The organism is Paenibacillus pedocola (assembly GCF_031599675.1).
In the GTDB taxonomy this organism is placed as follows: Bacteria; Bacillota; Bacilli; order Paenibacillales; family Paenibacillaceae; genus Paenibacillus_AQ; species Paenibacillus_AQ pedocola.
On the sequence record NZ_CP134223.1, the window covers coordinates 5,304,336 to 5,330,314 of the forward strand.

Annotated in this window: 23 protein-coding genes; 3 read left to right on the top strand and 20 right to left on the bottom strand. The window is 50.3% G+C overall.

Annotated features, from left to right (window positions below; translation table 11 throughout):
• Nucleotides 1-24: 24 nt before the first annotated feature.
• From QU597_RS23475 to QU597_RS23495, 5 genes are all read right to left on the bottom strand, one after another.
• Nucleotides 25-780 (bottom strand): ion channel, encoded by a 756-nt coding sequence (locus QU597_RS23475; protein WP_310830060.1) that lies wholly within the window; start codon nucleotides 778-780, stop codon nucleotides 25-27.
• A 68-nt stretch (nucleotides 781-848) separates the two neighbouring features.
• Nucleotides 849-1,649: a DUF3891 family protein gene (locus QU597_RS23480; protein ID WP_310830061.1), complete on the bottom strand. Its 801-nt coding sequence runs from the start codon at nucleotides 1,647-1,649 to the stop codon at nucleotides 849-851.
• A 256-nt stretch (nucleotides 1,650-1,905) separates the two neighbouring features.
• Nucleotides 1,906-2,670 (bottom strand): succinate dehydrogenase iron-sulfur subunit, encoded by a 765-nt coding sequence (sdhB, locus tag QU597_RS23485; RefSeq protein ID WP_236335455.1) that lies wholly within the window; start codon nucleotides 2,668-2,670, stop codon nucleotides 1,906-1,908.
• A gap of 150 nt (nucleotides 2,671-2,820) precedes the next feature.
• Nucleotides 2,821-4,563, bottom strand: coding sequence for a succinate dehydrogenase flavoprotein subunit (sdhA, locus tag QU597_RS23490; protein ID WP_310830062.1), 1,743 nt, complete (start codon nucleotides 4,561-4,563; stop codon nucleotides 2,821-2,823).
• A 245-nt stretch (nucleotides 4,564-4,808) separates the two neighbouring features.
• A complete protein-coding gene (locus tag QU597_RS23495) occupies nucleotides 4,809-5,474 on the bottom strand; it encodes a succinate dehydrogenase cytochrome b558 subunit (protein WP_206101864.1) in 666 nt (221 codons plus the stop codon).
• Between the two features lie 437 nt (nucleotides 5,475-5,911).
• Between QU597_RS23495 and QU597_RS23500 the strand changes: the two genes are divergently transcribed.
• Nucleotides 5,912-6,811, top strand: coding sequence for a LysR family transcriptional regulator (locus QU597_RS23500; RefSeq protein WP_310830063.1), 900 nt, complete (start codon nucleotides 5,912-5,914; stop codon nucleotides 6,809-6,811).
• A gap of 107 nt (nucleotides 6,812-6,918) precedes the next feature.
• Here QU597_RS23500 and QU597_RS23505 read toward each other — a convergent pair whose 3' ends face one another.
• From QU597_RS23505 to QU597_RS23565, 13 genes are all read right to left on the bottom strand, one after another.
• Nucleotides 6,919-8,565: a type 2 periplasmic-binding domain-containing protein gene (locus QU597_RS23505; RefSeq protein ID WP_310830064.1), complete on the bottom strand. Its 1,647-nt coding sequence runs from the start codon at nucleotides 8,563-8,565 to the stop codon at nucleotides 6,919-6,921.
• A gap of 57 nt (nucleotides 8,566-8,622) precedes the next feature.
• On the bottom strand, nucleotides 8,623-9,522 hold the full coding sequence (locus QU597_RS23510; protein ID WP_236335462.1) for a carbohydrate ABC transporter permease: 900 nt from the start codon (nucleotides 9,520-9,522) through the stop codon (nucleotides 8,623-8,625).
• 15 nt (nucleotides 9,523-9,537) lie between these two features.
• Entirely contained in the window at nucleotides 9,538-10,494 is a 957-nt protein-coding gene (locus tag QU597_RS23515; protein ID WP_310830065.1) for an ABC transporter permease, read from the bottom strand.
• Between the two features lie 57 nt (nucleotides 10,495-10,551).
• The gene (locus QU597_RS23520; RefSeq protein WP_310830066.1) at nucleotides 10,552-10,725 is read right to left on the bottom strand and encodes a hypothetical protein; all 174 of its coding nucleotides are present in this window, start codon (nucleotides 10,723-10,725) and stop codon (nucleotides 10,552-10,554) included.
• A gap of 10 nt (nucleotides 10,726-10,735) precedes the next feature.
• A complete protein-coding gene (locus QU597_RS23525) occupies nucleotides 10,736-13,003 on the bottom strand; it encodes a helix-turn-helix domain-containing protein (RefSeq protein ID WP_310830067.1) in 2,268 nt (755 codons plus the stop codon).
• Between the two features lie 40 nt (nucleotides 13,004-13,043).
• Complete coding sequence (locus tag QU597_RS23530; RefSeq protein WP_310830068.1) at nucleotides 13,044-14,147, bottom strand: rhamnogalacturonan acetylesterase; 1,104 nt, start codon at nucleotides 14,145-14,147, stop codon at nucleotides 13,044-13,046.
• Between the two features lie 323 nt (nucleotides 14,148-14,470).
• The gene (gene metK / locus QU597_RS23535; RefSeq protein WP_310830069.1) at nucleotides 14,471-15,691 is read right to left on the bottom strand and encodes a methionine adenosyltransferase; all 1,221 of its coding nucleotides are present in this window, start codon (nucleotides 15,689-15,691) and stop codon (nucleotides 14,471-14,473) included.
• A 42-nt stretch (nucleotides 15,692-15,733) separates the two neighbouring features.
• Entirely contained in the window at nucleotides 15,734-16,192 is a 459-nt protein-coding gene (locus tag QU597_RS23540) for a hypothetical protein (protein WP_310830070.1), read from the bottom strand.
• On the bottom strand, nucleotides 16,183-17,472 hold the full coding sequence (locus QU597_RS23545) for a radical SAM protein (RefSeq protein ID WP_310830071.1): 1,290 nt from the start codon (nucleotides 17,470-17,472) through the stop codon (nucleotides 16,183-16,185). Before QU597_RS23545 ends, QU597_RS23540 begins: the two co-directional genes overlap by 10 nt.
• Before the next feature lie 287 nt (nucleotides 17,473-17,759).
• On the bottom strand, nucleotides 17,760-18,566 hold the full coding sequence (locus QU597_RS23550; protein ID WP_310833393.1) for a carbohydrate ABC transporter permease: 807 nt from the start codon (nucleotides 18,564-18,566) through the stop codon (nucleotides 17,760-17,762).
• A 23-nt stretch (nucleotides 18,567-18,589) separates the two neighbouring features.
• Nucleotides 18,590-19,462, bottom strand: coding sequence for a carbohydrate ABC transporter permease (locus QU597_RS23555; protein ID WP_310830072.1), 873 nt, complete (start codon nucleotides 19,460-19,462; stop codon nucleotides 18,590-18,592).
• 2 nt (nucleotides 19,463-19,464) lie between these two features.
• Complete coding sequence (locus tag QU597_RS23560; protein ID WP_370656210.1) at nucleotides 19,465-20,769, bottom strand: ABC transporter substrate-binding protein; 1,305 nt, start codon at nucleotides 20,767-20,769, stop codon at nucleotides 19,465-19,467.
• A gap of 14 nt (nucleotides 20,770-20,783) precedes the next feature.
• Entirely contained in the window at nucleotides 20,784-21,959 is a 1,176-nt protein-coding gene (locus QU597_RS23565; RefSeq protein ID WP_310830073.1) for an LLM class flavin-dependent oxidoreductase, read from the bottom strand.
• Nucleotides 21,960-22,273: 314 nt separating this feature from the next.
• On the opposite strand from QU597_RS23565, the gene QU597_RS23570 reads away from it, so the two are divergent.
• Together QU597_RS23570 and QU597_RS23575 are read left to right on the top strand one after the other, a co-directional pair.
• A complete protein-coding gene (locus QU597_RS23570; RefSeq protein WP_310830074.1) occupies nucleotides 22,274-23,143 on the top strand; it encodes a helix-turn-helix transcriptional regulator in 870 nt (289 codons plus the stop codon).
• Nucleotides 23,144-23,158: 15 nt separating this feature from the next.
• Nucleotides 23,159-23,698 carry a hypothetical protein gene (locus QU597_RS23575; RefSeq protein ID WP_310830075.1) on the top strand — a complete coding sequence of 180 codons (540 nt, stop codon included), beginning with the start codon at nucleotides 23,159-23,161 and terminating at the stop codon, nucleotides 23,696-23,698.
• Between the two features lie 42 nt (nucleotides 23,699-23,740).
• Here the strand turns inward: QU597_RS23575 and QU597_RS23580 are convergent, their stop codons facing one another.
• Both QU597_RS23580 and QU597_RS23585 read right to left on the bottom strand, forming a co-directional pair.
• Nucleotides 23,741-24,412: a potassium channel family protein gene (locus QU597_RS23580; protein WP_310830076.1), complete on the bottom strand. Its 672-nt coding sequence runs from the start codon at nucleotides 24,410-24,412 to the stop codon at nucleotides 23,741-23,743.
• 15 nt (nucleotides 24,413-24,427) lie between these two features.
• Nucleotides 24,428-25,789, bottom strand: coding sequence for a TrkH family potassium uptake protein (locus tag QU597_RS23585; RefSeq protein ID WP_310830077.1), 1,362 nt, complete (start codon nucleotides 25,787-25,789; stop codon nucleotides 24,428-24,430).
• Nucleotides 25,790-25,979: the final 190 nt, after the last annotated feature.

Sequence of the window (25,979 nt, forward strand, 5' to 3'; positions counted from 1 at the left end):
GGAGATTCTCCTTTCTTAACTTGATTATTCTGTAGGATCAGGCTGTGCTGACTTCTCTTTCTCTTTCTCTTTCTCTTTCTCTTTCTCTTTCTCTTCCTCTACCTCCTCCTGCTTATTTTCGACGGCATTCTCTATATCCACTTCAATCGCTGCCTCAATCTCTTCCTCCGTGCCCGAACCCAGGATTTTACGGAACAAACCCAGCATGGACAGGGCATAAGCTACCGTAATGAAGCTGAAGCTGATCTGCATAACGACCACCAGCCGCGAGGTATTATCCGTCGGAGCCACATCCCCGTACCCCACAGTCGTAAAGGTAGCTACACTAAAGTATAGAAAGGTTATCAGCTGGCTGAGCAGATCAGCACCGAGCCCCTGACCTTGAAAGGAGGACTGTCCAAACAGCTTATATATGGATGTATATACAACCGTAAAAAAAATAATGCAGGTGAAGGCAGCGATGCTGATGCGGACCAGCGTTTGCTGCATTCTCACTTCTTTGCTGTTCGACTGCTTAATTTCATGGAAGATAAACAGAATATAGAAAAGCACAGAGGCCAGGACAAAAAGTAAAATCAGCCCCCGCAGCCCTCGGTCGCCCGGCACAATCGTCCCCAGGTCAATCCAGTTCAGCAAATCCTCGACCGAAATCAGCACGTAAATCAGAATTGGCGCGAGCAGCACCGCTTTGCCCATCCAGCTCAGCTTCATCCGGTAAAGCCACAACGACAGCAGGATAATAATTACAGATGCATTGAAGGTCCATATCCAAAAGTCCATGGCTTTACACTCCTGTCCGTGTGGCCTGCGGGCTCACTTCTCATTCTCTCCGTTAGTCCCGCCGCCCGTTATACGGCCTCATCCGGACGGGGGGTCACGGTGATCCGGCATTCTTCATCCGGTGTCTCATGATACGCGCGCGCAATACCTTTATCCGCAATATCCCTACGGCTGACCCGGCGCAGACTGAAGGTTACCTCAACCTCCCGGGTGAACGGGAAGGGTTCAAGCAGCAGTGTAGATGCATCCTGCCATTCTGCCGTAATTATCCTTCCTGAAGTAAAGCTGAAATCCTCGCTGCCCGAAAAACCGTCTGTCCACCAGGGATGCTCCTCGGATTTGGGACTCCCCGGCTCATTCAGTCCCAGATACAGCGACAGATCATCACAGAACTGCAGCAGCCTAGCGTCGTAGTACAGCTCTGCCTCGCCAATCGGATCAGCGTTCTGTTCCAGCTCCCGGTGAATGCGCGCTCTGCGCTCCGCTTCATCCTTCAGATAGTTGTTCAACTCCCGATTTTCCTCGCCGGATACTTCAATTAGCCGTTCGAAATGCAGGCTGCATAGCAGGGCACCATACAGAGTATCCGCTTCTATCTCATTAAGGCCGCGTCTATAGAACGTGAGCTTCGGCACAACCGGAAAATCTATGAAGCTGTAAGGGGCCCCTTCCGCATCATTCCAGAAGGGCGTTTCGTCCAGGTCGATCCAGCCCCGGTCATGGTTGCTGATTGCCCTCAGCACTTCCGCCCGGCGTTTGGGTACCGGCACTTGCTCTTCCTTGAAATTTGCTGCAAATTCTCCGGCCAGCCGCCCGTGCTCATGCTGCTTAATCATTACAAATGCTCCGTCCTGCTCCCGACAAATCACCGTAATTCCTCCTTGATTCTCCATGGCCTGAAAGCCGCTTTAGCTACGGAGATTATAACATATCCATCTATAATTGTTTAAGTTTGGCTTTTCCGGGCTGTTCCTATGTATTCACGGAATGTATACCATGTACCCATTTCTCCGGCCAAAAGAAACACATTACTTTTATAATATCATCCCATGCCAAAAGCCGCCCCCTACGGCAAAATATGCCTTGAGGGACGGCCCGTGACTAATTTAAAGTATGAATGCTGCGTTATACACCCAGCCAGCGTTTGAACATATGCTTGGTGGTCTGTTTGTTGATCTCGGCGATAGAGGTAGTCAGCGGAATACCTTTTGGACAAGCACGTACGCAGTTCTGCGAGTTGCCGCACCCGTCGATACCGCCATCCTCCATCAGTGCCTCCAGGCGTTCGTCGGCGTTCATTTCACCCGTAGGATGGGCGTTGAACAGGCGCACCTGGGAGATGGCTGCCGGACCGATGAAGTTTGTCTTTTCATTCACATTCGGACAGGCCTCCAGACAGACGCCGCAGGTCATGCATTTGGACAATTCGTAAGCCCATTGGCGTTTCTTCTCCGCCATCCGCGGTCCGGGACCCAGATCATACGTCCCATCAATCGGAATCCATGCTTTGACACGCTTGAGCGCATTAAACATCCGGCTGCGGTCGATCACAAGGTCACGCACCACAGGGAACGTCTTCATGGGTTCAATCCGCACCGGCTGTTCCAGATTATCGATCAGCGCAGCGCAGGCCTGGCGCGGCTTGCCGTTGATTACCATTGAGCAGGCGCCGCACACTTCCTCCAGACAGTTAGATTCCCAGCAGACCGGAACTGTGCTGTCGCCCGTAGCATTGACCGGATTACGCTGGATCTCCATCAGGGCGCTGATTACATTCATCCCCGGCCGGTAGGCCAGTTCAAATTCCTCGGTATAGGGCGAGCTCTCTGGTTCGTCCTGGCGGGTAATGATAAACTTTACGTTTTTGGGAGCTGCAACAGTTTCCGCCATATCGGTTACCTCCTAAGTTTTGTGAGCGTTACTCCTCTGGTTTTCCTTCGTACAAAACTCACTTCGGAAGCATACGCTAAGTTTTGTGAGCAATGCTTCTTCGATTTTTCTTCGTAAAACGTTATGATGATCTTCCGACTTCGTTGCTTCTTAGTCCTTCGAGTAGTCGCGTACCCGTGGAGGAATCAGCGAGACATCGACCTCTTCATAGGAGATTTCCGGGCCACTCGGGGTCCAGGTCGCTTTAGTCGTCTTCAGGAATTCCTCGTCGTTCCGCTGCGGGAACTCCGGTTTGTAATGGGCTCCGCGGCTCTCATTCCGCAGCAGCGCGCCAAGCGTCATCGCCTCGGACAGCTCCAGCATATTCCACAGCTGGCGGGTGAAGGCAACGCCCTGGTTATTCCAGCGCGAGGTATCACTCATATTGATTCTGCCGTAGCGCTCTTTGAGTTCCTTAATTTTGCCAATGGTGGCCTCAAGCTTCTTGTTCTCACGCACCACCGTCATGTTCGCGGTCATCCACTCGCCTAGCTCTTTGTGGATCACATAGGCATTCTCCGTGCCGGACATCGCCAGCAGCGATTCGTATTTGTCGGTCTGTTTCTTGTGGAAGCTGTCGAACACGGTGGACGGGATGTCCTGTACCGACTTCTTCAATCCCTTAATATATTCTACGGCTTTGGGGCCTGCTACCATCCCGCCGTAAATGGCTGACACCAGCGAGTTCGCGCCGAGCCGGTTTGCGCCGTGATACTGGTATTCACATTCCCCTGCTGCGAACAGTCCGGGAATATTCGTCATCTGGTTATAATCGACCCACATACCGCCCATGGAGTAATGGACAGCCGGGAAGATTTTCATCGGAATCTTGCGGGGATCATCCCCCATGAATTTCTCATAAATCTCGATAATACCGCCAAGCTTGACATCAAGCTCCTTCGGATCCTTATGCGACAGGTCCAGGTAAACCATGTTCTCGCCGTTAATACCGAGCCCCTGGTCCACACACACATTAAAAATCTCCCGGGTAGCGATATCGCGCGGCACCAGATTTCCGTACGACGGATATTTCTCCTCAAGGAAATACCACGGCTTGCCGTCCTTATACGTCCAGATGCGTCCGCCTTCCCCGCGGGCCGATTCCGACATCAGGCGCAGCTTGTCATCACCGGGAATTGCCGTCGGATGAATCTGGATGAATTCCCCGTTGGCATAATGCACACCCTGCTGGTATACGGCACTGGCTGCAGTTCCAGTATTAATAACCGAGTTCGTCGTTTTGCCGAAAATAATCCCCGGACCGCCGCTGGCCAGAATCACCGCATCTGCCGGGAAGGTCTGAATTTCCATGGTCTTCAGATTCTGGGCACTGATGCCGCGGCAGACGCCGGCATCGTCAAGAATCACTGAGAGGAACTCCCAGTTCTCGCTTTTGGTGACCAGCCCTTCCGATTCCCAGCGCCGTACCTGCTCATCCAGCGCATACAGCAGCTGCTGGCCGGTCGTAGCTCCGGCAAACGCCGTGCGGTGACGCTTCGTCCCGCCGAACCGGCGGAAGTCGAGCAGCCCCTCCGGGGTGCGGTTGAACATGACGCCCATCCGGTCCATCAGATGGATAATGCCCGGCGCGGCCTCGCACATCGCTTTGACCGGAGGCTGGTTCGCCAGAAAGTCACCGCCGTAGACGGTGTCGTCGAAATGCTCCCAGGGTGAGTCGCCCTCACCCTTTGTATTAACGGCTCCGTTGATGCCGCCTTGTGCGCAGACGGAGTGCGATCTTTTGACAGGGACCAGAGAGAATAGATGAACATGCGCGCCGGATTCTGCCGCCTTGATGGTAGCCATCAGGCCGGCCAGCCCGCCGCCCACGATAATGATATCGGCTGATGCCATGATTGTTCACTCCTAAAGTTTTGTTAGGATATACTTCTTGAATCGGCTTCGACAAAACTGGCTTCGGAAGCATTTACTTAAGTTTTGTGAGCATACGCTCCCTGATAGGCTTCGTACAAAACTCTCTCCGGAAGCATACGCTAAAGTTTTGTCGTACCACTAATATATAATGTTTGCTGTGCAGTCCAGCCTCTAAATGGAATGCTGCGGCGGATAAGGGCAGCGTGTCAAATTCCACGCCCCGCTTAAGAGAATGACCGGAGGATCTGTGCAGCCGAAGCTGCAGCCTGGAATTCGTTGTCACGGAACGTGAACAGCGACAGCAGGAACATGGAAGTAACAATGACGAAAAGGCCGAGACAGAGTACAGAGGACACTTTTTGCGAGCGCGGTCCGACGGTAACCCCCCAGCTGATCAGGAAGGACCAGAGGCCGTTGGAGAAATGGAAGCAGGCAGCCACAACACCGATTACATATACGGCTAGCAGCAGCGGCTGGGTTGCGATGTCATGCATTACGCCGCCAAGCTCTTCATGCTCTACATTCCCGACTGCCACCTGGACACGAGTCTGGAACAGATGCCACACGATAAAGATGAAGGTAATAATTCCGCTGATGCGCTGCAGCGTATAACGCCAGTTCCGTTCCAGGTTGAAGCGGTTCAGGTTCGGCTTGGATTGGTAGGCGATATACAGCCCGTAGACTCCATGGTATAGCAGTGGAAGCCAGATGCCGAACAATTCCAGGAAGAAGACCAGCGGCAGACTGTTCAGCCATAGCACACTGTCGGTGAAACCAGAAGCGCCACCCTCTACTGCCGCGAAATTCGTCATCATATGTTCGATGAAGAAGAATGCGAGCGGGATAACGCCGAGCAAGGAATGAATCTTTCTGGAATAAAATCCTCTCATGCAAAGTGTCCCCTTTCCAATTAAAACAGCGTTTTCATTAATGAGCATACACCGCCGGGAGTACAGTTGAAACAGGGGAACGAAGGCCGCAGAAGCTCGCCAAATCTCTATTTTCACCATTATCCATTGTTTTCCCGGACATTGCTCTATTATTCACAATATGTGAATATCTTGTGTCACTTTTCATGTTACTCTTTTTTCGCTTATAAGGGAATTGCAATCTAATTATTAAACGTTATACAATAATTGCATAAGAATATTTTTAATATGATAATAATTCTCATTTAAAGCGAGCATTTCCCAACACAACAGCCTTTTTTCTATATTAAGCAAATATCCTTTAGTGATTCGGCTATGCCTTTTATCACTTTCATCCATATCCGTTCAAGCGTAAAGTAGCAGCATTACAACAGACTTCCTCAAAGGAGAACTCCGTTATGTTTGATGATTTGGACATTTTCGCCGCGGTCGTGGAGCATTCAAGCCTCAACCGGGCATCGCGCCAGCTCAATCTGTCCCAGCCTGCCCTCTCCCGTAAAATCTCCAAGCTGGAGGAGCGCCTTGGCGTTTCATTATTCAACCGCTTCGGCAAACGGCTGGAGCTGACTGAGGTGGGCCGCCTGACCTACACCTATGCCCTGGAGCAGCGGCAGCAGCGTTCCAAATTTCTTGAGGCCCTGTCCAAATTCAGGGAAGGCGAGCCGCAGCTCGTTACCCTGGGGGCCAGCCTGACGACGCTTCAGACGACACTGCCCCCGCTTGTGAATGCTTATATGAATAAATATCCGGCGGCGGAGCTGAAGCTGATCACCGGCAAAACGCATGAAATCGTCTCAGCCGTCAATGAGGGCAAATGCGATGTCGGCATCATCGCCTCCTCGATTCAGGAACCGGGACTGCGCTGCATTCCATTGTTCGAGGACCAGCTCAGGCTGGTCGTCTCCGAGCATCATCCCCTGACCTTAACCGCGAAGCTGACCATGGAGCATCTGTCCCGGCTGCCGATGATCCTCTTCTCCAAAGGCACCTGGTACCGCCGTATGACGGATGAGCTGTTCCAGCGCTGCGGGGTCGATCCGGACGTGCGGATGGAGATCGACTCCTTCGAAGCGATCGTCCGGCTGCTGCCGACGATCAAGGCTGCCGCGCTGCTGCCGAAATCGTACCTTCGTCCGGAGCTGCTGAACGGCGGCGGACTCGTCTCTCTGCACATCAAGGAGCTGGAGCAGACCCAGCGCACCACCTGCCTGATCTATCAGGGCAGCGGGGGGCTAAGTACAGCGGCACGCTGTCTCGTGCAGGTCACGGAGGAAGTATTCCTCGACGGACGCGAATAGTACACGTGAATAACACAATCCCCGGCAGGCCTCCATATATCATATGGATCGGCCCGCCGGGGATTGTTCATCTGTGCGGTTATTCAGTTATTTCGGGCGAAGCGGGATTAACGGAACTTGCCTGCGTCAATGGCCGCCTGCTTCTCATCTAGGATTTCCTGATAACCCGCTTCCAGGTAAGTTTTCTTAGCGGCTTCATAGGTTGCGTCAAACTCAGCTTCCGGAGCAAGTGCGATCTTCACGTACAATTCCTGGAACAGGGTATCCAGGTCCGTCTTATACTCGTTTACCTTATCAAGTACAACGGTGAACAGCGCATCAGGTGTACGGAATTCTGCAGTCTCATCATAATATTTCACCAAATCATCGGCGAGAGCCTCATAGCCGGCCGGCGCCCAGTTGCGGAGATTAGCCTTACGGGTTTTTGCTTCGTCCTGATACTGCGCAATTTCGGTCACAAGGCCCCAATAGTCTTTGTTGTTGTTCTGCGACAGAACGGATTCGCCTTTATAATCCGGATTCTTCAGAGCGATACCTTCTGCATCAAGCGTGTAGTTCTCCCCTTCAATACCGTTCTGGAACTTGAACAGATTCTCCGGCTGGCTGAGCCATTCGAGATACATCCAGACTGCAGCACGTTCCTCAGGTGTAGATTCATAGTTGATCCCCATGATAAAGCCAAACGGCCAGTAAGCGCGTCCCTGAGGCTTAAGTCCTTCCGGAACACCTGCAAACGGAGGAACTACTGCAAATTCAGCATCCGGGTTGTTCACAAGAGTAGCTGCAAACACGTCCGTATTGTTTGTCAGATAGAATCCGTAGCTGCCTGTCTTGCCGGCAACGAATTCAGATTTGACCTTATTCTCGTCATTACGCAGATAGAACTCTTTATCAATGAGGCCGTTATTGTATTGATAGTTCAGATTACGCAGGTAGCGCTCGGTTTCAACGGTGGTCAAGTCACCAACGCTAAGATCGGAATAAAGTGCGCGGTATTTCGCGTCAACCGGCCAATCGCGGAAGGCGTAGTTAAAGTTGAAGCTGTGTTGAATCAGGGCTCCGCCAGTCACACCGAGTCCGGCTTCCTTCCATTTCACCAGCATCTCATTGTATTTCTCAAGTGAAGTCAAATCTTCAACCTTCATGCCCACCTTCTCAACCCAGTCCTTGCGGATAACGTTGACGAAGTTGTCGGCTTGAGGGCGTGCGGCGAAGAAAAAGATATTCTTGTCATCAACGACCCCATATTGCTTGATCGTCTCACCCATGTTTTTCCAGTAAGTCGGAGCATATTTCTCGATTTCAGCATAATCCAGCGGCTGCATAACATCCTCGCCGTAATAAGTAAGTGCCTGCGGCATATCGTAGTGGAAAATAATATCCGGTGCTTTATGCGACGCCAGCAGCTGCTCGAAATCAGTTACTTCACCCTTACGGGTAATTGGCACATAATTGACTTGGATATTGTATTTATCACCGAATTCCTTCTGAACCCAGCGGGTGTAATAGTTATCGCTTACATTCCAGCCCTCGAAAGCACGCTCATAGACCGGAATATCCAGACTGACCCTTTCCTTAAAGCCCTTTGAATAGTCGTTAGAGCTTCCTTCACTCTGATTAGTGGCCGCAGCAGACTCAGCAGGCTTGTTAGTCTCAGCACTCTGATTGTTGTTATTTCCCCCGGAGCATCCGGCCAGCATGCCGGCCGTCATGACAGATGCCATCATTAACGAAACAAATCTTTTTTTGTTCATCGCAATTCCCCCAATTTTAATTTTCGGACTGTAGAATTACTATTCTGGAACATAAGATTACTCCTTGACTGCTCCGAGCATAACACCCTGAACGAAGTATTTCTGAACAAAGGGATACACGCAGAGAATAGGCAGAGTGGCAAACACAACGACTGATGCTTTAAGTACTTCCGGATTACTGAGCGAAACCTGGGTTGCTTCCAGCTGGAAGCTTTCACTTGCCTGAATGACCAGATAATACAGCTTGAGCTGCAGCGGCCGCAGATCCGTTTCATGCTTAATGTAGAACAATGCATCCTGGTAAGCATTCCAGCGTCCAACCGCATAGAAGAGTGCCAGTGTCGCCATAATCGGTTTGGACAACGGGAGAACAATACTAATCAGGATTCGGAAATGCCCGGCACCGTCGATCCGCGCAGATTCTTCCAGACTTACGGGAATACTGCTCGTTAAGGAAGTCTTCATGATCAGCAGATTGAAGGCACTGAATGACAACGGTAAAACCAGTGACCATATCGTATCCATCAGTCCCAGATTGTTAATGTTCATGTAGTCCGGGATGATACCTCCACTAAAGTACATCGTGAACAGGAAGATGAAGGTGATGACTCTACGGCCTTTAAACTGTGTTCTGGACAGCGGGTACGCGGCGCAAATGGTCAGGACCATCCCCAGAATGGTGAACAATACGGTTACTATAACCGAGATGTACAGTGAACGGAGGATACTGGCATCTGCAAATATTTTCTTGTACGCTTCTATGGTGATTCCCTCAGGCCAAAGAAAGACCTTGTTGGCAATGACAAAGGAGTCAGAACTCAGGGATTTGGACACAACATGCAGAAACGGCAACAAGCACGCTAGTGAAGCAATAATTAGAACGAGGCGGATCAGCAATTCCCAGATGTCCAAACGCCCTTTACGTGGTGCGGCAGGGTTGCCGGTTGATGCTCTCATGGTTTCTCTCCTTTCTTATAATATTCCATCCTCGCCAAGCTTCTTAGCCACGCGGTCAGCCGTTATTACAAGGATAATACCGATGACGGACTGGAATAGCCCGAGCGCTGTCGCACGGCTGAAATTGCCGCTCTCGATCCCCCAACGGTACACCAGCACCGGTATGGTTGTTGTGAACTCTGTGGTGGCCTTGTTCTGCAGAGCGAAGATACGCTCGAATGAGCCCTCCATGACTTTCCCCAGGTTCATAATCAGCAAGGTTACAATGGTCGCACGAATGGAAGGAACGGTAATATTCCATACCTTTCTCCAGCGTCCTGCTCCATCGACGGTAGCCGCTTCATACATCTCCGGGTTAATTCCGCTCATGGCTGCCAAGTAGATAATGGTTCCCCATCCCATACTCTGCCACACACCGATTGCCAGATAGCTGATCAGCCAATGGGTGTCTTCCTGCAGGAACGGAATACGATTCCCGCCCATGAGTTCAATTAAATTGTTAACAACACCGCTTCCCTCACTTAGGAGCTGATAACCGATGGCCCCGATAATGACCCAGGAAAGGAAGTGCGGCAAGTACAGCAGCGTCTGATTTACGCGTTTGAATCTTACACTTTTGACCTCATTCAGCAGGATCGCCAGCACGATCGGCATCGTAAAGCTGAAGCACAGATCCAGAATGTTGAGCAGCAGCGTATTGCGGACGGCACGGGCAAAATCAGGTTTGGAGAAGATCTCCTGGAATATCTGAAACCCTACCCACTCACTGCCCCAAAAGCCCCTTGCAATTTTGTAGTCTTTAAAAGCGATTACAAGTCCGGTCATCGGCAGATATTTGAAAACGATTACAAAAGCCAGTGGAAATAATACGAGTAAATATAGCTGCCAGTCACGGTGCAAATAATACCCGATTCCCTGTTTCTTACTTAATAGAGCTGTATGATTTGTTTTTGAAGCGCTTGCAACTTTCAAAGTTTCACCTCCTACACCAAGTTATTACCTTGCCAGTCAGGTCAACCGGCTCGAGTTCTATGCTATTCCCTTTGCCCTGTTTTGAAAATCATGAGTATTGATGATCCCCATCAGATTTGATCGAAGCGCGGTTTTATCAGCTTCTGCAGCGTCATTATGATCAAATATGATAGGCATTCCCAAAAATAAAACGCTTTCATTTACAAACAAAAGCCGCCGCAGAGCGGCCAAGAGGAGGCTCCTAGGAGCTTTTACTCTTGGCCGATTTGTAGCTGCTCGGCGGCATGCCTTCATATTTGCGGAAAAACCGGTTGAAGCTCTGGACGTTGAAGTAACCAACCTCTGCGGCAATTTGCTTAATCGTTAATTCAGTATCCATCAGCAGTTCCTTGGCCTTCTCAATGCGCAGCTGATTCACAAAATCTATCATGCTTTTTCCGGTTTGCTCATACACGATCTTGCGCATATAGGAGTAACTAATGCCGATTTCCTTGGCCATATCCTCGAATACAATTTCTTCACGGTAATTCCCCTTCAAATATTGAATGATCCTTTCTCCATGGTTGGTGTCATCGGCGCTTCGGTCCAGGCTCTGCACAATTTCACGGAAAAATTCATGCAAATACTCCTCCAGTTCATCAAGCGTATCCATCGCAGCCAGAATGGAGTAAATATTACCTTTACCCATAATCATTCTTCCGGTGCCGATATGATTCTCCCGGAGATGCTTGATGGTGGCACCAATCAATTGGTGATAGATAAACATGATATTGTCATAGGAAATATTCTCTTCTGAGCTGATCTGGCAGCGGATGATTTGAAGCTCTTTGATAATCCCGTCGAGATTGCCTGCATCCAGGAAGTTGAGAATCCGCCGCTCGCTGCTTTCGGAATCCATATATTTGCGGCTGTTCTCCTCTTCCTCCTGCCAATACATAATGCTTCCGGCACCATTGATGATCCGTTGCTTAATCAGTTCCATCGCTTCAAACAACCGCTGGGTGAGCATTTCAGGTGCATTAGCCAAATCACTTACGCCAATCGTGACTGAATGCCCCAGCAGTTCTGATGACTGATCGCGGATCGTTTCCAGCGCCTGATGGATCTGGCCGCCGCTTTGCTCGTGCTCATCCGGGCTAAAGTTCATGACAATAACCATACAGCCGTCGTTATGATAGACAGAGCGGGCCAGAATTCCCTCCGGAAAAAGACTTTCGTATTTCGTATTAAGCAGATACCGGTGGTAGCTGCGTGTCTCCACATTGGTATTGCCCACATACCGTCTATACTGGTCGATGGAGACCACGGCGATTCTGTAACATGCTTCCGGAAAAACCTCTGTGATCCGGGGCGTAATCTCCCCGCGCAGAAGACGGTGGACGGCAAGACTGCGGGTATCCTGTTCGCGTTCCTGCAGCAGTTGAAACAGACCTTCCTCTTCCTCCTGCATACGTTTGAACGCCATATCCAGGAAGGCAAGCTCATTCTTATTCACCACACCCAAGTCGCTTTTCGCCCGGATTGTCTGCACCAATTGCCTTAGCGGTCTGGACAACCAAGTCGCCAGAAAGACAGCCAATACAGTTCCCAGCAAAATAATGGCACCGGTAAGCAGGATAATATTTCCCTGCATATCACGGGATTTGGACATCAGCTCATCCATGGAGCTCCAGCTTACATTCCACCATCCGGACAAATCGGAGCGGCTCCACGCATATACCATCCGTTTGCCGTCAAGCTCATGGAACGTATACCCTTCTTTGGCTTCCTCGGTCAGCATTTCCCGGAGAAAGGGCAGCTCAAAGCCGTCCGTGAGCAGCAGCGACTTGTCATTATAGGAAATCACTTTGCCGTCAGATGCCAGGAGCAGGGTGGTATTATCCCCCACCTCTGTGGCATGCAGGTAATTGCCGATCTGGCTCTCACGCATATTGACAACGATTAGCCCGCGCGTGGTGGAAGACAGACGGTTAAGGGGATATACATAAGACACAACATTGACGCCGGAGTCCAGCTTACGGGGAACCCACACGCCGCTGATCCCTCTCCGCCCTTCAAGGGCTTTAGTAGTCCAATCAAGCGACTCATAGTGCTCCAGCTTAGTAATGCCGCTATCCGTAGAAATCACATAATCCGAACCATCCAAGTGAAAATAGGAGGAGTATACGCCGTCTACCCGCCGGTTCAAATTCAGCAGCTCTTTAAATACAGATAACGACCGGCTCACATTGTTGTAATTGGAGTTAAGCTCGCTGTATGTGTCCACACTGCGGATAGGTTCAAAAATATTGGTTGCCGCCAGCCGCGACGTATCCTGCGCAAGATTAGCAAGTGCATTCTCGTTTAATTTGCGGTTGGCATTCAGCCCGGCAAGTGTCGATTCTCCGATGGCTGCTTCTGAGTTCTCTATAATCTGTGATCCGCTGTACCAGGTCAGAACAGCTGTCGGAATGGCCATAATACAGAATAGAATCAATGCCAGCTGCAGCATCATCGGTATCTTTTTCATGTTTGATCCCCCTATGATCTCTATATAAGATTACGAAAGGTTATTTGAGAAACATGATCAGCTTTTGGAGGCCAAGCTCCCTTATTCCTTGAACGACTAATTCCGCAATCCGCAGACTGCCCCGCTCCTGAAAGTGGGTATTGTCAACAATCCCGCCCGGATGGTTCATCCATTCTCCAGGGGCGCCCCAGAGGAAGATCGACTTTGTCTCATGCGGCCCGGCCTCTTCAAATAAGCGTTTGCTCTTCCCGGCAAGATCGATGAGCGGGACCTCTTCTTCAGCTGCGAGCTGCCTTACAGCTTCCAGGTAGTCGCCATGCGTATCCGCCAGCTTGCCGTCGGCATCGTAATACCGCCGGTGTACAGAAGTTATTAGCACCGGAATAGCCTGTTTGGCGCGTGCTCCGGCAATATACTGGCGAAGATGCTCCGGATAGGTTGTGTGCGGATCTGTATGACGGGCCTCGTCCCATTTTTGATCGTTATGTCCAAATTGGATAAATAAATAATCGCCTTCCTTAATTTCTTCCATGATCGTATCCAGGCGTCCTTCTTGAATAAAACTCTTGGAGCTGCGCCCGCCGACAGCATGATTGGCAACGGCAACGTCATGTTTGAAATAGAACTGCAGCATCTGACCCCAGCCGGAGAACGGAAACCCCTTCTCATCGCCTGCATCCGTCACCGTAGAATCACCCGCCAGAAAAAGCGTAATCTGTTCATCCGAACGCATGATTTCAAGCGCATTGATCCGGGGAGCCGCCCCGCCGAAGCGAAGCCTCAGCTGACCCCCTCGGACATTCACACCAAACATTTCACGGGCGGTTTGTCCGGCAACGGTACGGAAATTTTTCAGCACAAGCCTTTCCCCATTGGTTTTCAGCGTTGTGCAGGTGGGAGCCTCCTCATCTCCGATCAGAACAGAGACTATGTAATTTCCGTCCTCCACATCCACCAGAAACGCTGTATCAAATGGAATGATGAAATCCCCGCTGAGCGGCTCCATTCCACGGATATGCCCTGTAACGCGGGAGGAGTCAACAAAGCCGTACCCTTGCCCACTACTATATGTATCAGATGAAGAAACCTTGGTATATCCTGCTGCTGCATCCCCGAAGGGTCCAAAATCAAAACGCAAAGTCATGTTTATTCCCCCTGTTAAGTTAAATAATGGTTTCAAGGACAACACAAAACAAAATGATGACTGTTTAGCCGCGCAAATAGAAGCGCTTACAATAAGCGTTTACATAATTTCTTATCATGGCTACCCCGATTACTGTTATTTTATCATTTAAAGAAACGTTTTATATATATGTCTAGGAATTTTTTTAGAAAATATCGAATAATTAATGACATCACAAGGTGAAACCAGCGATGCTATCTGCGGAACAAATAATAAAAAACGCCCGGATACAAGTCCGGGCGGCCTGTTTGCAGGCGGTCTCATATAAATATTGAATCAATACCTTACAGGCTTACCTTCATTAGCAGATCCGCCTGAGTTTGCAGAAGTCCGATCTTATCCGTTTGCTCCCAGGGAAGATCCAGTCCAATTCTGCCAAAGTGACCATATGATGCAGTCTGCCTGTAAATGGGCCGGCGCAGATCCAGCATGCTTATAATGCCAGCCGGCCGGAGATCAAAGCTGGCGCGAATCAATTCTACCAGCTTGTCTTCATCTATCCTGCCTGTTCCAAAGGTATCAGCATATACCGATACCGGGTTTGCTACCCCGATTGCATAGGCCAGTTGAATTTCGCATTGATCCGCCAGTCCTGCAGCCACAACATTCTTGGCGACATAGCGGGCGGCATATGCTCCCGACCGGTCCACCTTCGTAGGATCCTTACCGGAGAATGCGCCGCCGCCATGCCGGGCATAGCCTCCATAAGTATCCACAATAATTTTACGTCCCGTCAGGCCTGCATCCCCCTGCGGTCCGCCGATAACGAAACGTCCGGTAGGATTGATGAAGTATTTGGTATTCGTATCAAGTAGTTCAGGAGGAATCACAGGCAGAATGACATGGGTCCGGATGTCATGCTCAATTCTCTCAAGCGGTATTTCTTCCGCATGCTGGGCGGATACCACAACCGTATCAACACGAACGGGCTTACCCTCCCGGTATTCAACGGTAACCTGTGTTTTACCGTCAGGACGCAGATAATCAAGGGTACCATTCTTACGTACCTCGGCCAACCGCTCAGCAATGCGATGTGACAAGGCAATCGGCAGCGGCATGAATTCGGGTGTCTCGTTCGTTGCATATCCGAACATCAGGCCCTGATCACCTGCGCCTATATTTACCGTTTCCGCAGCACTGACAGCAGTCCCCCGGTTCTCCAGCGCAGCATTCACACCTCTGGCAATATCAGCAGATTGTTCATTCAGTGAGACCAAGACGGCGCAGGTATCATAGCTGAATCCGCCCTGGGCCTGGACATATCCAATCTCCTTTATGGTATTCCGCACGACAGACTGTATATCCACATAATCGGAGTTCGTACTGACTTCGCCAATGACAAGCACTAGTCCTGTAGCTATGGAGACCTCACAGGCTACTCGGGCGTGGGGATCACTTTTCAGAAACGCATCAAGTACCGCATCCGAGATCTGGTCACAGATTTTATCCGGATGCCCTTCCGTAACCGATTCCGAAGTGAACAGATAACTTCCTCTCACAGACATTAACTGAAACCTCCCGGGATTAATTGCATGGAGCTTCTGGAGCTACTTGGCCAGCCGGTCAAGGTGCATAACAAGCGGATGTTCTGCACGTTCTTTGCTCTTGCGGGCCTCGTAGGTGTCTTCACTGACTTCATCAGGCTCAATCACCCATACGGTCGACAGATCAAATTCCGGATTTCTGGCCGCGCATAATTTGTAATAGTGCTCGAATAACGGACCGCTGATGATGGAGTACACCGGATATCCTTTGATCAGATAGACTTCTCCGGTTCCGGAGAGCTGAATGGCAACCTTCCTTTTGAACCAGATGCTGTTCACCAGATTCACATTCGTCTGCGAAGTTTCGATCAGCTCCAGATAGATAATTTGCCCTTGCTCATTACTTGTAATAGTAGAATCAAGGATGATATGAGGACTGCCGAGCTTATCGGCGGTTGCCAGAACTTTTGTCGCCTGTGGATCTTGCAGCAATGTCTGTATTCTTCCGCTTATTAATGGCATTGGAATGTTGCTCCTCCTATTCCTCTATCCAGATCCGTATCCGGGTGATTACCGCATTTCCGGTAATTGTCCATATCGATATTCAAACGGTATTTCTGCCGTATTCCGCTTAATCCCTTAGCCAGCTGTACATAGTATTCCAGCGACGGGGTGACCTGGTTATGGAAAGCAGAGCCCTGCATCGGTACCCATACGCAATGAACCATGCTAACCCCTTGGCTTGCAAAATCTTCTGCCTCTTCCAGTACAATCTTCAGCGCCTCATCCTCATCCTTGATGCCGTGGGGTTTAGCCATTTCACAGCCGCCGACGATTCCGCTGCTGACGTTGCCTGCTCCGAAGATGTCTACCGCAGCGATAATCCTCCGTTTCCACTCCCTGTACCCGACCTCCTTGTGTTTGCCTTTGCAGATCCAGGCGAATAACGCCTCATTCGGAATTTCAATATCGGAGGTGTAGGTCATCAGCCCGGTATTCTCGTAAATTTTGGCCAACTGCCGCTCGTTAAAAGCCGAGGCCACAAGGGTGCTTGGGAATTTGCGTTCCTTGAAATTGTCTCCGGCGGCCTGCAGCATTTCAATGTACATATCAACTTCATCATCGAATATTTCCTGGCCGCTGAGAATGGAACCAGAGCTCATCTTCAGATTGGTAAAGGCGCCCGGCTGCTTCAGGGCCTCTTTAACCGTTTCGTATACATCCTGGGCCTTCAGCTGCTTTTCCATGTTCCTTTCCTTATGGCTTCGGGTAGAGTTAGCGTTGATATTGCAGAATTTACAACCGTTCCCCCCGCTCCAGAAATGGCAATGACTGTTGGGATCGATATCCAGCCTTTGCGGTCTTGCCGAAGCCACCTGCCACATCGGTTTGCCGGAGCTGGTGAACTGGTCATAATAATGGGGTTTGTACCAGTACTCCACCTCCTCTACCACTCTGCCCTGGTCAGTGATATACAGCTTGCCGTCGATTCGATCGACTACATAAGGATTTCTAGCACCCGGCGAAGGCATAGCTATAATGGAAGTTCCATCTCTGAGCAGGAGCGATACCGGTACAGCGGCATGTTCATCCCCATTGGAGCCGATTAATACACGCTGCTGATATTGATGTTTGTCTTTATCCAGCGCCTGCAGCGCCCGATCCGTATACACAAATGACCTGCGGGTAATATCCGATTTGATAATGACAAACGGTGATACATCATTGTATTTCTCCAACACTTCCTGCAAGGTCAATTCACTTGTCTGTCCGGAAGCCTGAAACGATACTGCACACATCATCCTTCACCTCTTTAGTTTTTAAGTTTATGAATAAAGCTTGCTATTGGGGCTTGCCCGTGACTCCAGAGAATGTTTGGACTTCCGGCCGCTGCCCTTCTGCAGATTTCTTGATTTATACCGTTTCCACGGTGGAAATCCGCAGACAGCATATGCTTCCGAAGCGAGCTTTCCTACGGAAAGCTTTCAGGCGGACGCTATCGCTCCGTAAGGCTCAAAATTCCCTTCCGCCGCTCTTCCCTTTTTGTATATTTTCAAGTTCAATCTCTATAAAACCCGTAATTTCTCCGCTACCCTTTAAGTGCCCCTTCCGTAAGTCCGGCTATAAAATAACGCTGCAGGAACAAGAAGAGCAGCACGAGCGGCAGTGAGGTTACTACTACTCCCGTCAGGAGCATCGGATAATCAGTGACATATTCCCCCCTGAATTGCAGCATCGCCAGCGGTAAGGTCAATTTCGACTTTCCATTCAGCAGCAGCATGGGAATCAGCAGATCATTCCACACCATCACCAGCAGAAAGGTAGCCGTAGCCGCCAGTGATGGGGCGGTCAGCGGAATGGTAATCCGCCAGTATAAGCTCCACTCCCCGCAGCCGTCCAAACTGCCCGCTTCAATCAATTCCCGGCTGAGCAGCTTCATAAATCCGGTCAGCATGAATACGGTCAGCGGCAGCAGCAAGGCGGTGGAGACCAGAATCAGGCCGCCCAAGTGATCCGACAGATACAGCTTGCGGGCAAGAGCAAAGATGGTCAGCATATTCACTTGGGAGGGGACGATCAGTCCCGCTGTAAAAATTGCAAATAATACCGTTCCCGCTGCGCCCCCAAAGCGAATAATTGCAAAAGAGATCAAGCTTCCCAGCAGGAGTACCAGCAGCACCGTGCCTGCCGTCACTTGTATGCTGTTCCAGAAATAACGCCAGATTGGCTGTCCGGCAAACAGCTTCCCCAAATTATCGAGCGTCGGCGCAGCAGGCCATCCCAGTGGGCTTGCATAAAAAGCTTGTGAGGATTTGAACACAGTTACGAATACAAAATAGAGCGGCGCTACGATGATCAGCGAATAGCACACGATAATCGTCCGCCGTACATGCACAATCAATAGAGTGCTCCCCTTCCTTAATAAGAGATGCGGCCGGCACGGAGCGCCTTGAACTGCAGAAACGTAAGCACAGAGAGCAGTACCAGGAATAAAGAGGAGCCGGCCGAGGCCTCTCCGAATGCATAACTGGAGAACGCCAGATGATAAATATAGGTAGTCATTATTTCCGTGGAGAAGTTGGGGCCGCCGTCAGTCATCGTGAAGATAAGATCGAACGCTTTAAAGGACTGGATTGTCGTATACGCCAGCACGATCGTCGCAGAAGGGGCAAGCAGCGGCCAGGTGATCTTCCTGAACACACGCCATCTGCTTCCACCGTCTATCACAGCCGCTTCGTGCAGCTCGGATGGAATGCTCTGCAGTCCCGCAATGAAGACAATCATCATCTGTCCGGCATGGGCCCACACCTGCACGGCTGCAATCGAGTAGATCGCAATTTTTTTGTCTCCAATCCAATTCAACGCCAGTTCCGGCCTACCCAGAGTTTGAAATAAGGTGCTTAGCAAGCCGATCGCCGGATCGTAGACAAACGACCAGATCAGCCCGACAGAAACGGAAGAAAGAATGGCCGGGAAGAAGAACAGCGCCCGTAAAAAGACATACGTTTTTCTGTTTTTGACCAACAGCAGTGCAAGAACCAGCGAAATCACCGATTGTGCCGCTACCACTGCCGCCATAAATTTCACATTGTTCCAGAACGCCTTGCGGAAGACGATACTCTCAAGAATGCTGTGGTAATTCTTCCAGCCTGTCAGCTTGAAGGAGGCAGAGAATCCGTCCCAATCCGTAAAAGAATAAACTAGGCCTAAGACCGTCGGATATACGAACACTACACCATACAGCAGCAGGCCAGGCAGCACGAATATCCATAACAGCTTACGGTTCCGCATGGCTACTTGGACAGCTGCTGATCAACAATCGCCTGTGCTTCCTTGGCAGCATCCTCAGGCGATGAACCGCCCAGTACGGCTTGAATGGAATTCGTCACCGCTTTCTGGTTCTCGCTATTTTTGATCGTGAACCGGGGCTGGAACAGAGTCTTCTTATCTCCCCATTCACTGACGGCCTTCAGCTCCGTCGTGTTGTATTCCACATCTTTGACCGTGACGTTCTGCCCGGTTTCATTGGCATACTGGCCCGCAATATCCGCACGGCTCAAGAACTCCAGAAATTTCTTAGCCTCCTCTGGATGCTTGGATTTACTGTTCACACCCAGCAAAAACGTGCTGGTATGGATGCCCTCATATTTGGCTTGATCCGCAGGTACCGTGATAGGAGCCAGCAGCTTTTGCGTAAGGTCCGGATTCTGCGCCTTGTTCTGGGCAAGCTGGTATGATCCGCTGGCGAGGATAGCCGCCTTCTCTTGGATGAATAAAGCGCCTGCTGCTGCATCTTTAGTGCCAAGTGCATTCGGCTGGAAATAACCTTTATCATTCAGTTCTTTGATCTGGCTGAGCGTCTTGACCCACCAGGCATTAGTGAGCTTGTCTTCGCCCGCCTCTACCTTTGTAAAAGCATCATCCGAGGGCAAATTGTTCATCACCATGGTATTCATGAATTGTCCCGGACCGATATCCGCACCGGCAAAAGCAATCGGGATCAGCCCTTTCTCCTTCAGCTTGGCGCACAGCGCAAGGAAACCTTCCCAGTCTGACGGGGGCTGCAAACCCAATTGCTCAAAAATCTTCACATTGTAAATCGGGTCATTATAGACAAGCTGATAAGGAACCGCCAATTGCTTACTCTCTTTCACACCGGCCTGGATAAGTGCCTCGCTATAATTCGCAAGAAATGGCTCTCCCGACAAATCCGTGTACAATCCGGCATTTGCTACGGCTTCAAACTGTGCCCCCGGAAAAGAGGCAAAGAGATCTCCTGTGGAACCGTCTGAAATCTTGGCAAGTGCGGAGGCCTGGTATTGATCCGACGGGAGCGTCTGCATCTCTACGGTGATATTAGGATTTTCCTCTTGAAATTTCTTAATAATCCCGTTAAACGACTCGGTGTCTTCGCCCCGCCAGTGCAGGAAGCTGAGCGTAACCTTCGGCTGCGCGCTCTCTGCCGGAGCTTCAGAAGCCTTCGCCGGAGAGTTCTCCTGAGCGGAAGAGGATGCTGTATTATTGCTGCAGGCTGAGACAAGAAGCATTACAGCAAGGGCTGCGGCCCACAAACTGGCACGGAATGAACTTTTTTTCAATGAAATACCCTCCTTCAAAGGTTATCGTTCTTGTTCCACCGCTGACGAAAAAGCGGCAATACCTTGTGACCAAAGTTGTCCGCCTCCTCCAGATGAGGGTAGCCGGATAGAATAAATGTGCTTATGCCAATCTCGGCATAACGGATTAGAACATCTGTGACTTGTTCTGCTGTGCCGACAATCATCATGGCTCCTCCTGACCGGACAAGTGATAAACCGCTCCACAGGTTGGGGCCAATGACAAAATTATCAGCGGCTGACTGTTCACGAAGCTCATTCTGTCTGCGCTGCCCGGAGGCATCGGTCTGTGTAAAATCCCGCTTAGCTTGCTGCAGCTTATCTTCAGAGGCAAAGCTGATGAGCTTCCATGCTGCTTCCCATGCCTCCTCTTCGCTATCACGGATGAGTACCTGCGCCCTTAATCCGTACCTAACCTTCCGTTTGATTCCGGTCTCCACCAAATATTGTTCCTGCACTTGCTCCATTTCGGCAATTTGTCCGGCAATCCATTCAGGCGGTTCCCCCCACATCAGGTAAGTATCGGCGTGTTCTGCGGCAGTCTGCCGTGCAACCGGTGAGCTTCCTCCCAAATATAGAGGGGGATGGGGTTGCTGTACGGCAACCGGCATGTTGACCGGACCGTGGAACTGATAGTACTTGCCGGCAAACGCCGATCCGGAATCTGCAGCAGCTGCCAACTCACTCCCCTGATCTGAGAATTCTGAGTAGGCGGTCCCGCCTGACCCGCTCCAGGCAAGCTTCATGACCTGCATGTATTCCTTCGCCCGTTCATACCGTTCGTCGTGGGCATGGGCAAGCGGATCGCCCAGCTGCTCCAAGTCCTGGACGGAGCTTCCGGTTACCACATTAATCATTGCCCGCCCTCCTGACAGCTGATCCAGAGAAGCGGCCATTCGGGCCGCCAGTACCGGAGTAATCAATCCGGGTCTTACAGCCACAAGCGCCTGAAGAGATGTAGTATGGCTTATTACCGCTGAACCGACGACCCATGAATCCAGGCAGGCTCCTCCGGTCGGGATGAGGACGAACTCTAGTCCCGAACGTTCCGCCATCTGCGCCACTTCAATTAAATAGGCAAGTGTTGCTTCCCTCTCAGGAGCAGTTCCTACATAGCGGCCATCCCCGGAGGTAGGCAAAAACCAGCCAAATTGAATTTTTTCTGAAGCCATTAGAGCCCTCCCCTCTTCTCCGCAATGAATACGGGCTGTTTGGTTATATCTCCGGTGAACCGGTTGATTTCCAATAAAACTTATAGGATAAGTTATATAAATATTGTAGCAACCTCCGCCGCGGCAAGGGAATGTCAATTCGCGGTTACTTCTATTTATCAATTTGCGTCTTTCCGGAAGTGTTTTTTACACAAAAATAATGGGGAATTTGCTATTTCCGACTTGTAGTGCGGGCTGTAGTCATCTATTATTTATAAACAACCGATTTTCCATTATTTATTAAATAAATACACATGGCAAAAAGAGGGCTGTCGATGAACAACAAAATGATCGAGGATAATCATGAGTTTTTGGAGCTCTGCTTATTCACTCCTTCCGCATATGAAAAGTGCGGTGCAGCTTGGCCTATCCGGCTGGGGCACAACATCGCCAAACCAAACTATCATATCGGCCCCCGGACAACGCCTTATTATTATTTGCTTTTTGTGCTGGAGGGACAAGGAACGTTCCATCAGAATCACCATACCTACACGCTTGGCAAAAACGATGTGTTCTGCCTGTTTCCGCAGGTCATTCACGAATACTACACGCATCCTGACCATCTCCTGCAAAAAGTCTTTATTGCCTTTGATGGAAAACAGGCTCTCCGGCTGCTCGAAAAAATCGGACTAAGTCTCCACAGCCCCCATGCAGCAGGCATTTTGACTCCCGAAGTGATCCAGCTGATGTGGGATTTTTTCAGCCTGGTGAAATCAGACAGCCACAGTGACCTGGGAAGGCTGATTCTGTTCCACCGTATCTTTGATCAGCTGCTTGCTGCCGTTCAGAATACAGCTTCGGGCGAAGACCCGAATGTATCCTGGCTGCAAAAGGGGCATGAATATATGGAGATTCATTATGCAGAGGGAATTACTGTTGAGAGAGTAGCCGCTTATGTGGGTGTGGACCGCACCTATTTCACCAAACAGTTCCGCAAGACGTACGGAATTACTCCAATCCAGTTTATTCAGGATCTCAAAATGAAAGAGGCCAGGCGCTTATTGGAGCAAACCAGCTACACCCTGTCCGAGATTGCTCAATCTGTAGGATATCCGGATCTCTTCTCCTTCTCAAAGGCATTTAAGAAGCAGCTTGGTGCTGCACCTACACGCTTCAGGTATGAAGTTCGTAACCAAATCCCGTAATAAGGAGTTTTAAGCTTGAAATCTATCTATCTGTTTCTGATCGCGGCGGCCATTCTTTTGACCGGGTGTACTATCACCATTGATACCAAAAAAGATTCCGTAGACACGCCTCCATACGCAGGAAGGGCGCTGCACCTGGCCGTTATCGGAGAAGCCCCGTCCGTTAGAGAGCGACAGGCGAAATTCTCGGCAATCACGTTTGATGACCTGTTGAACAACCAATCGCTGGCAGCAGACTTTGATGCTGTGTTCATTATGAAGGAGCATTTATCTGAGGCTGCGGATGACCAGTATGCAGAGGTGTACAGAACCGCAGGTATCCCGTTCTTTTTTATCGAGTCGAAGAAATCTTACATGCCATTTATACTTGAGGATATTGCCTATGAGGATATTAAGGACACCAATGATGGTCTATATGCCACAGGATATTTTAACTCTGAGGGAAAATGGGAGTTCTGGGGAACCGGACTGTACAACGATAAAGTCAACAGCAGCAACATCCAATCCGCCTATTCGCGGGTATTCGAAACCATCCATAATTGGCCGAAAAAATAACAAAAGCCCGGACTGTTGTCCGGGCTTTGCCGTGTGCCTCTACTATGATTCCACATTCACAGCCTGATCCTCAAACTCTTCAATGCTCTCATTGGAGCCGATGACAACCATAATGTCGCCCTGGCTCACATGGTCATGGGCTGTAGGTGCAACGATAATCCCGTCCTTCCGGTTGAGGGCGATAATGCTGCAGCCGTACTTGGCGCGGGTATTCAGCTCCGAGAGGCTTTTTCCGTCCATGCAGGAGGGCACATTCAGCTCGACAATTTTGTAATCCTTGGAGATTTCGATGTAATCCAGCAAATGGGGAGTCACCAGCTGATGCGCTACACGGATTCCCATATCCCGTTCAGGAAAAATAACCCGGTCCACGCCCAGCTTCGACAGTGCACGCCCGTGCAGGATCGAGATCGCCTTCGCCACTACCTGCTTGATACCCAGCTCTTTCAGCAGAATTGCCGCCAGAATGCTCCGCTCCATGTTATCCCCGATCGCGACAATACCGCAGTCGAAATTGCGAACGCCCAGGGATCGCATAATTCCCTCATCCGTCGCATCCGCCATCACGGCATGAGTCAGCTGCCCGCTCATTTCCTCCACCCGCTCTTCCATGTGGTCGATTCCGAGCACTTCATAGCCCATTGCCATCAGCTCAAGCGCCAGACTTGATCCGAAGCGGCCAAGGCCGATCACCACAAACTGCTGTGCTTTCATAGTTTCATTAACCCCTTATCCAATTATCATTTTGCCTTCCGGATACTTATACAATGCTTTACCCTGTTTCGGGCCCAGTGCATAGGCCAGTGTCAACAACCCTAAACGTCCGGCGAACATAGTCAGGCAGATCAGAATTTTGCCGGTCTCCGACAATTCCGGGGTCAGTCCCATACTGAGTCCTACGGTAGCAAAGGCTGAAGTGGTCTCAAATAAAATCATCAGGAACGGCCGTCCCTCCGTTGTGGAGAGCACCATGGAGACGGCAACAATCAGCAGCAGGGCAAGCAGGGTAATCGTCAGAGCCTTGAAGACACGTTCCTGGGCCAGCCGGTAGCGGAACAGTACAATGTCTTCACGTCCGCGCAGCATCGAAACCACCGCACCGATCATCAGGGTGAAGGTTGTTGTCTTGATCCCCCCGCCGGTCGAGCCCGGAGAAGCGCCGATGAACATCAGAATTACAATGAAAAACTGTGTAGCCTGGCGCAGGCCGGCAATATCCACCGTATTGGCTCCTGCCGTACGCGGCGATACCGATTGAAAGAATGCAGCCCATATTTTACCGCCGAGGTGAAGTTGGCCGAACGTATTAGGGTTCGTAAACTCAAAGATAAAGATTACGACCGTTCCGATCAGGATCAGTGCTGCCGTCATCGACAGAACCACCTTGCTGTGCAGCATCAGCCTGCGGCTTTTGCGGTAATCGATCAGGTCGGCCATCACGATGAACCCGATACCCCCGGAAATAATCAGAAACATGACGACGATATTGACTACAGAATCGCCGGCATATCCGGTCAGGCTGCGGTATTCCCCGAAGATGTCAAATCCGGCATTATTGAACATAGACACGGCATGAAAGACACCGAAATACATAGCGCGGCCAATATCCATATCAGCCGCCCAGCGCAGTGTCAGCAGAACCGCAGCGCTTGCTTCGATAACCAGTGAGTACACCAGCACCTTGCGGATCAGCCGTACAATGCCCTCCATTGAGCTTTGATTCATGGCTTCCTGGAGGATCAGCCGGTCCCGCAGCGAGATTCTGCGTTTCAGCAGGAGTGCAAACAAGGTAGCCATCGTCATAAAGCCGAGGCCTCCGACCTGAATCAGCACCAGGATAACGATTTGTCCGAAGGTACTGAAATAGGTGCCGGTATCCACCACGACAAGTCCGGTTACACAGGTTGCGGATGTTGCAGTGAAGAGTGCATCTATAAATCTTAGGGAATGACCAGATGCACTGGAATAGGGCAGCATTAACAGCAGTGTTCCGATCAGAATAGCCGTAGCAAAGCCAAGCACCAGAATCTGGGGCGGAGACAGCTTCAGGAATCTGAATTCCGCAAATTTAGGAAGGGGTGAAGCCAACATTCTCATCCTCTCGCAAGTTTCTTATTCTTAGAAGCAAATGTAATATTCATCAGATAAACATACAAATTTTAAACGCTAATGTCCAGCATCACAAAGACTGATTTCCCGATGTGAGGAATCTCTCTTGAAATTGTATGGTGGGTAGTGGTACACTCCAATCACAGATTGTATGGTGCCTATCCATACACAC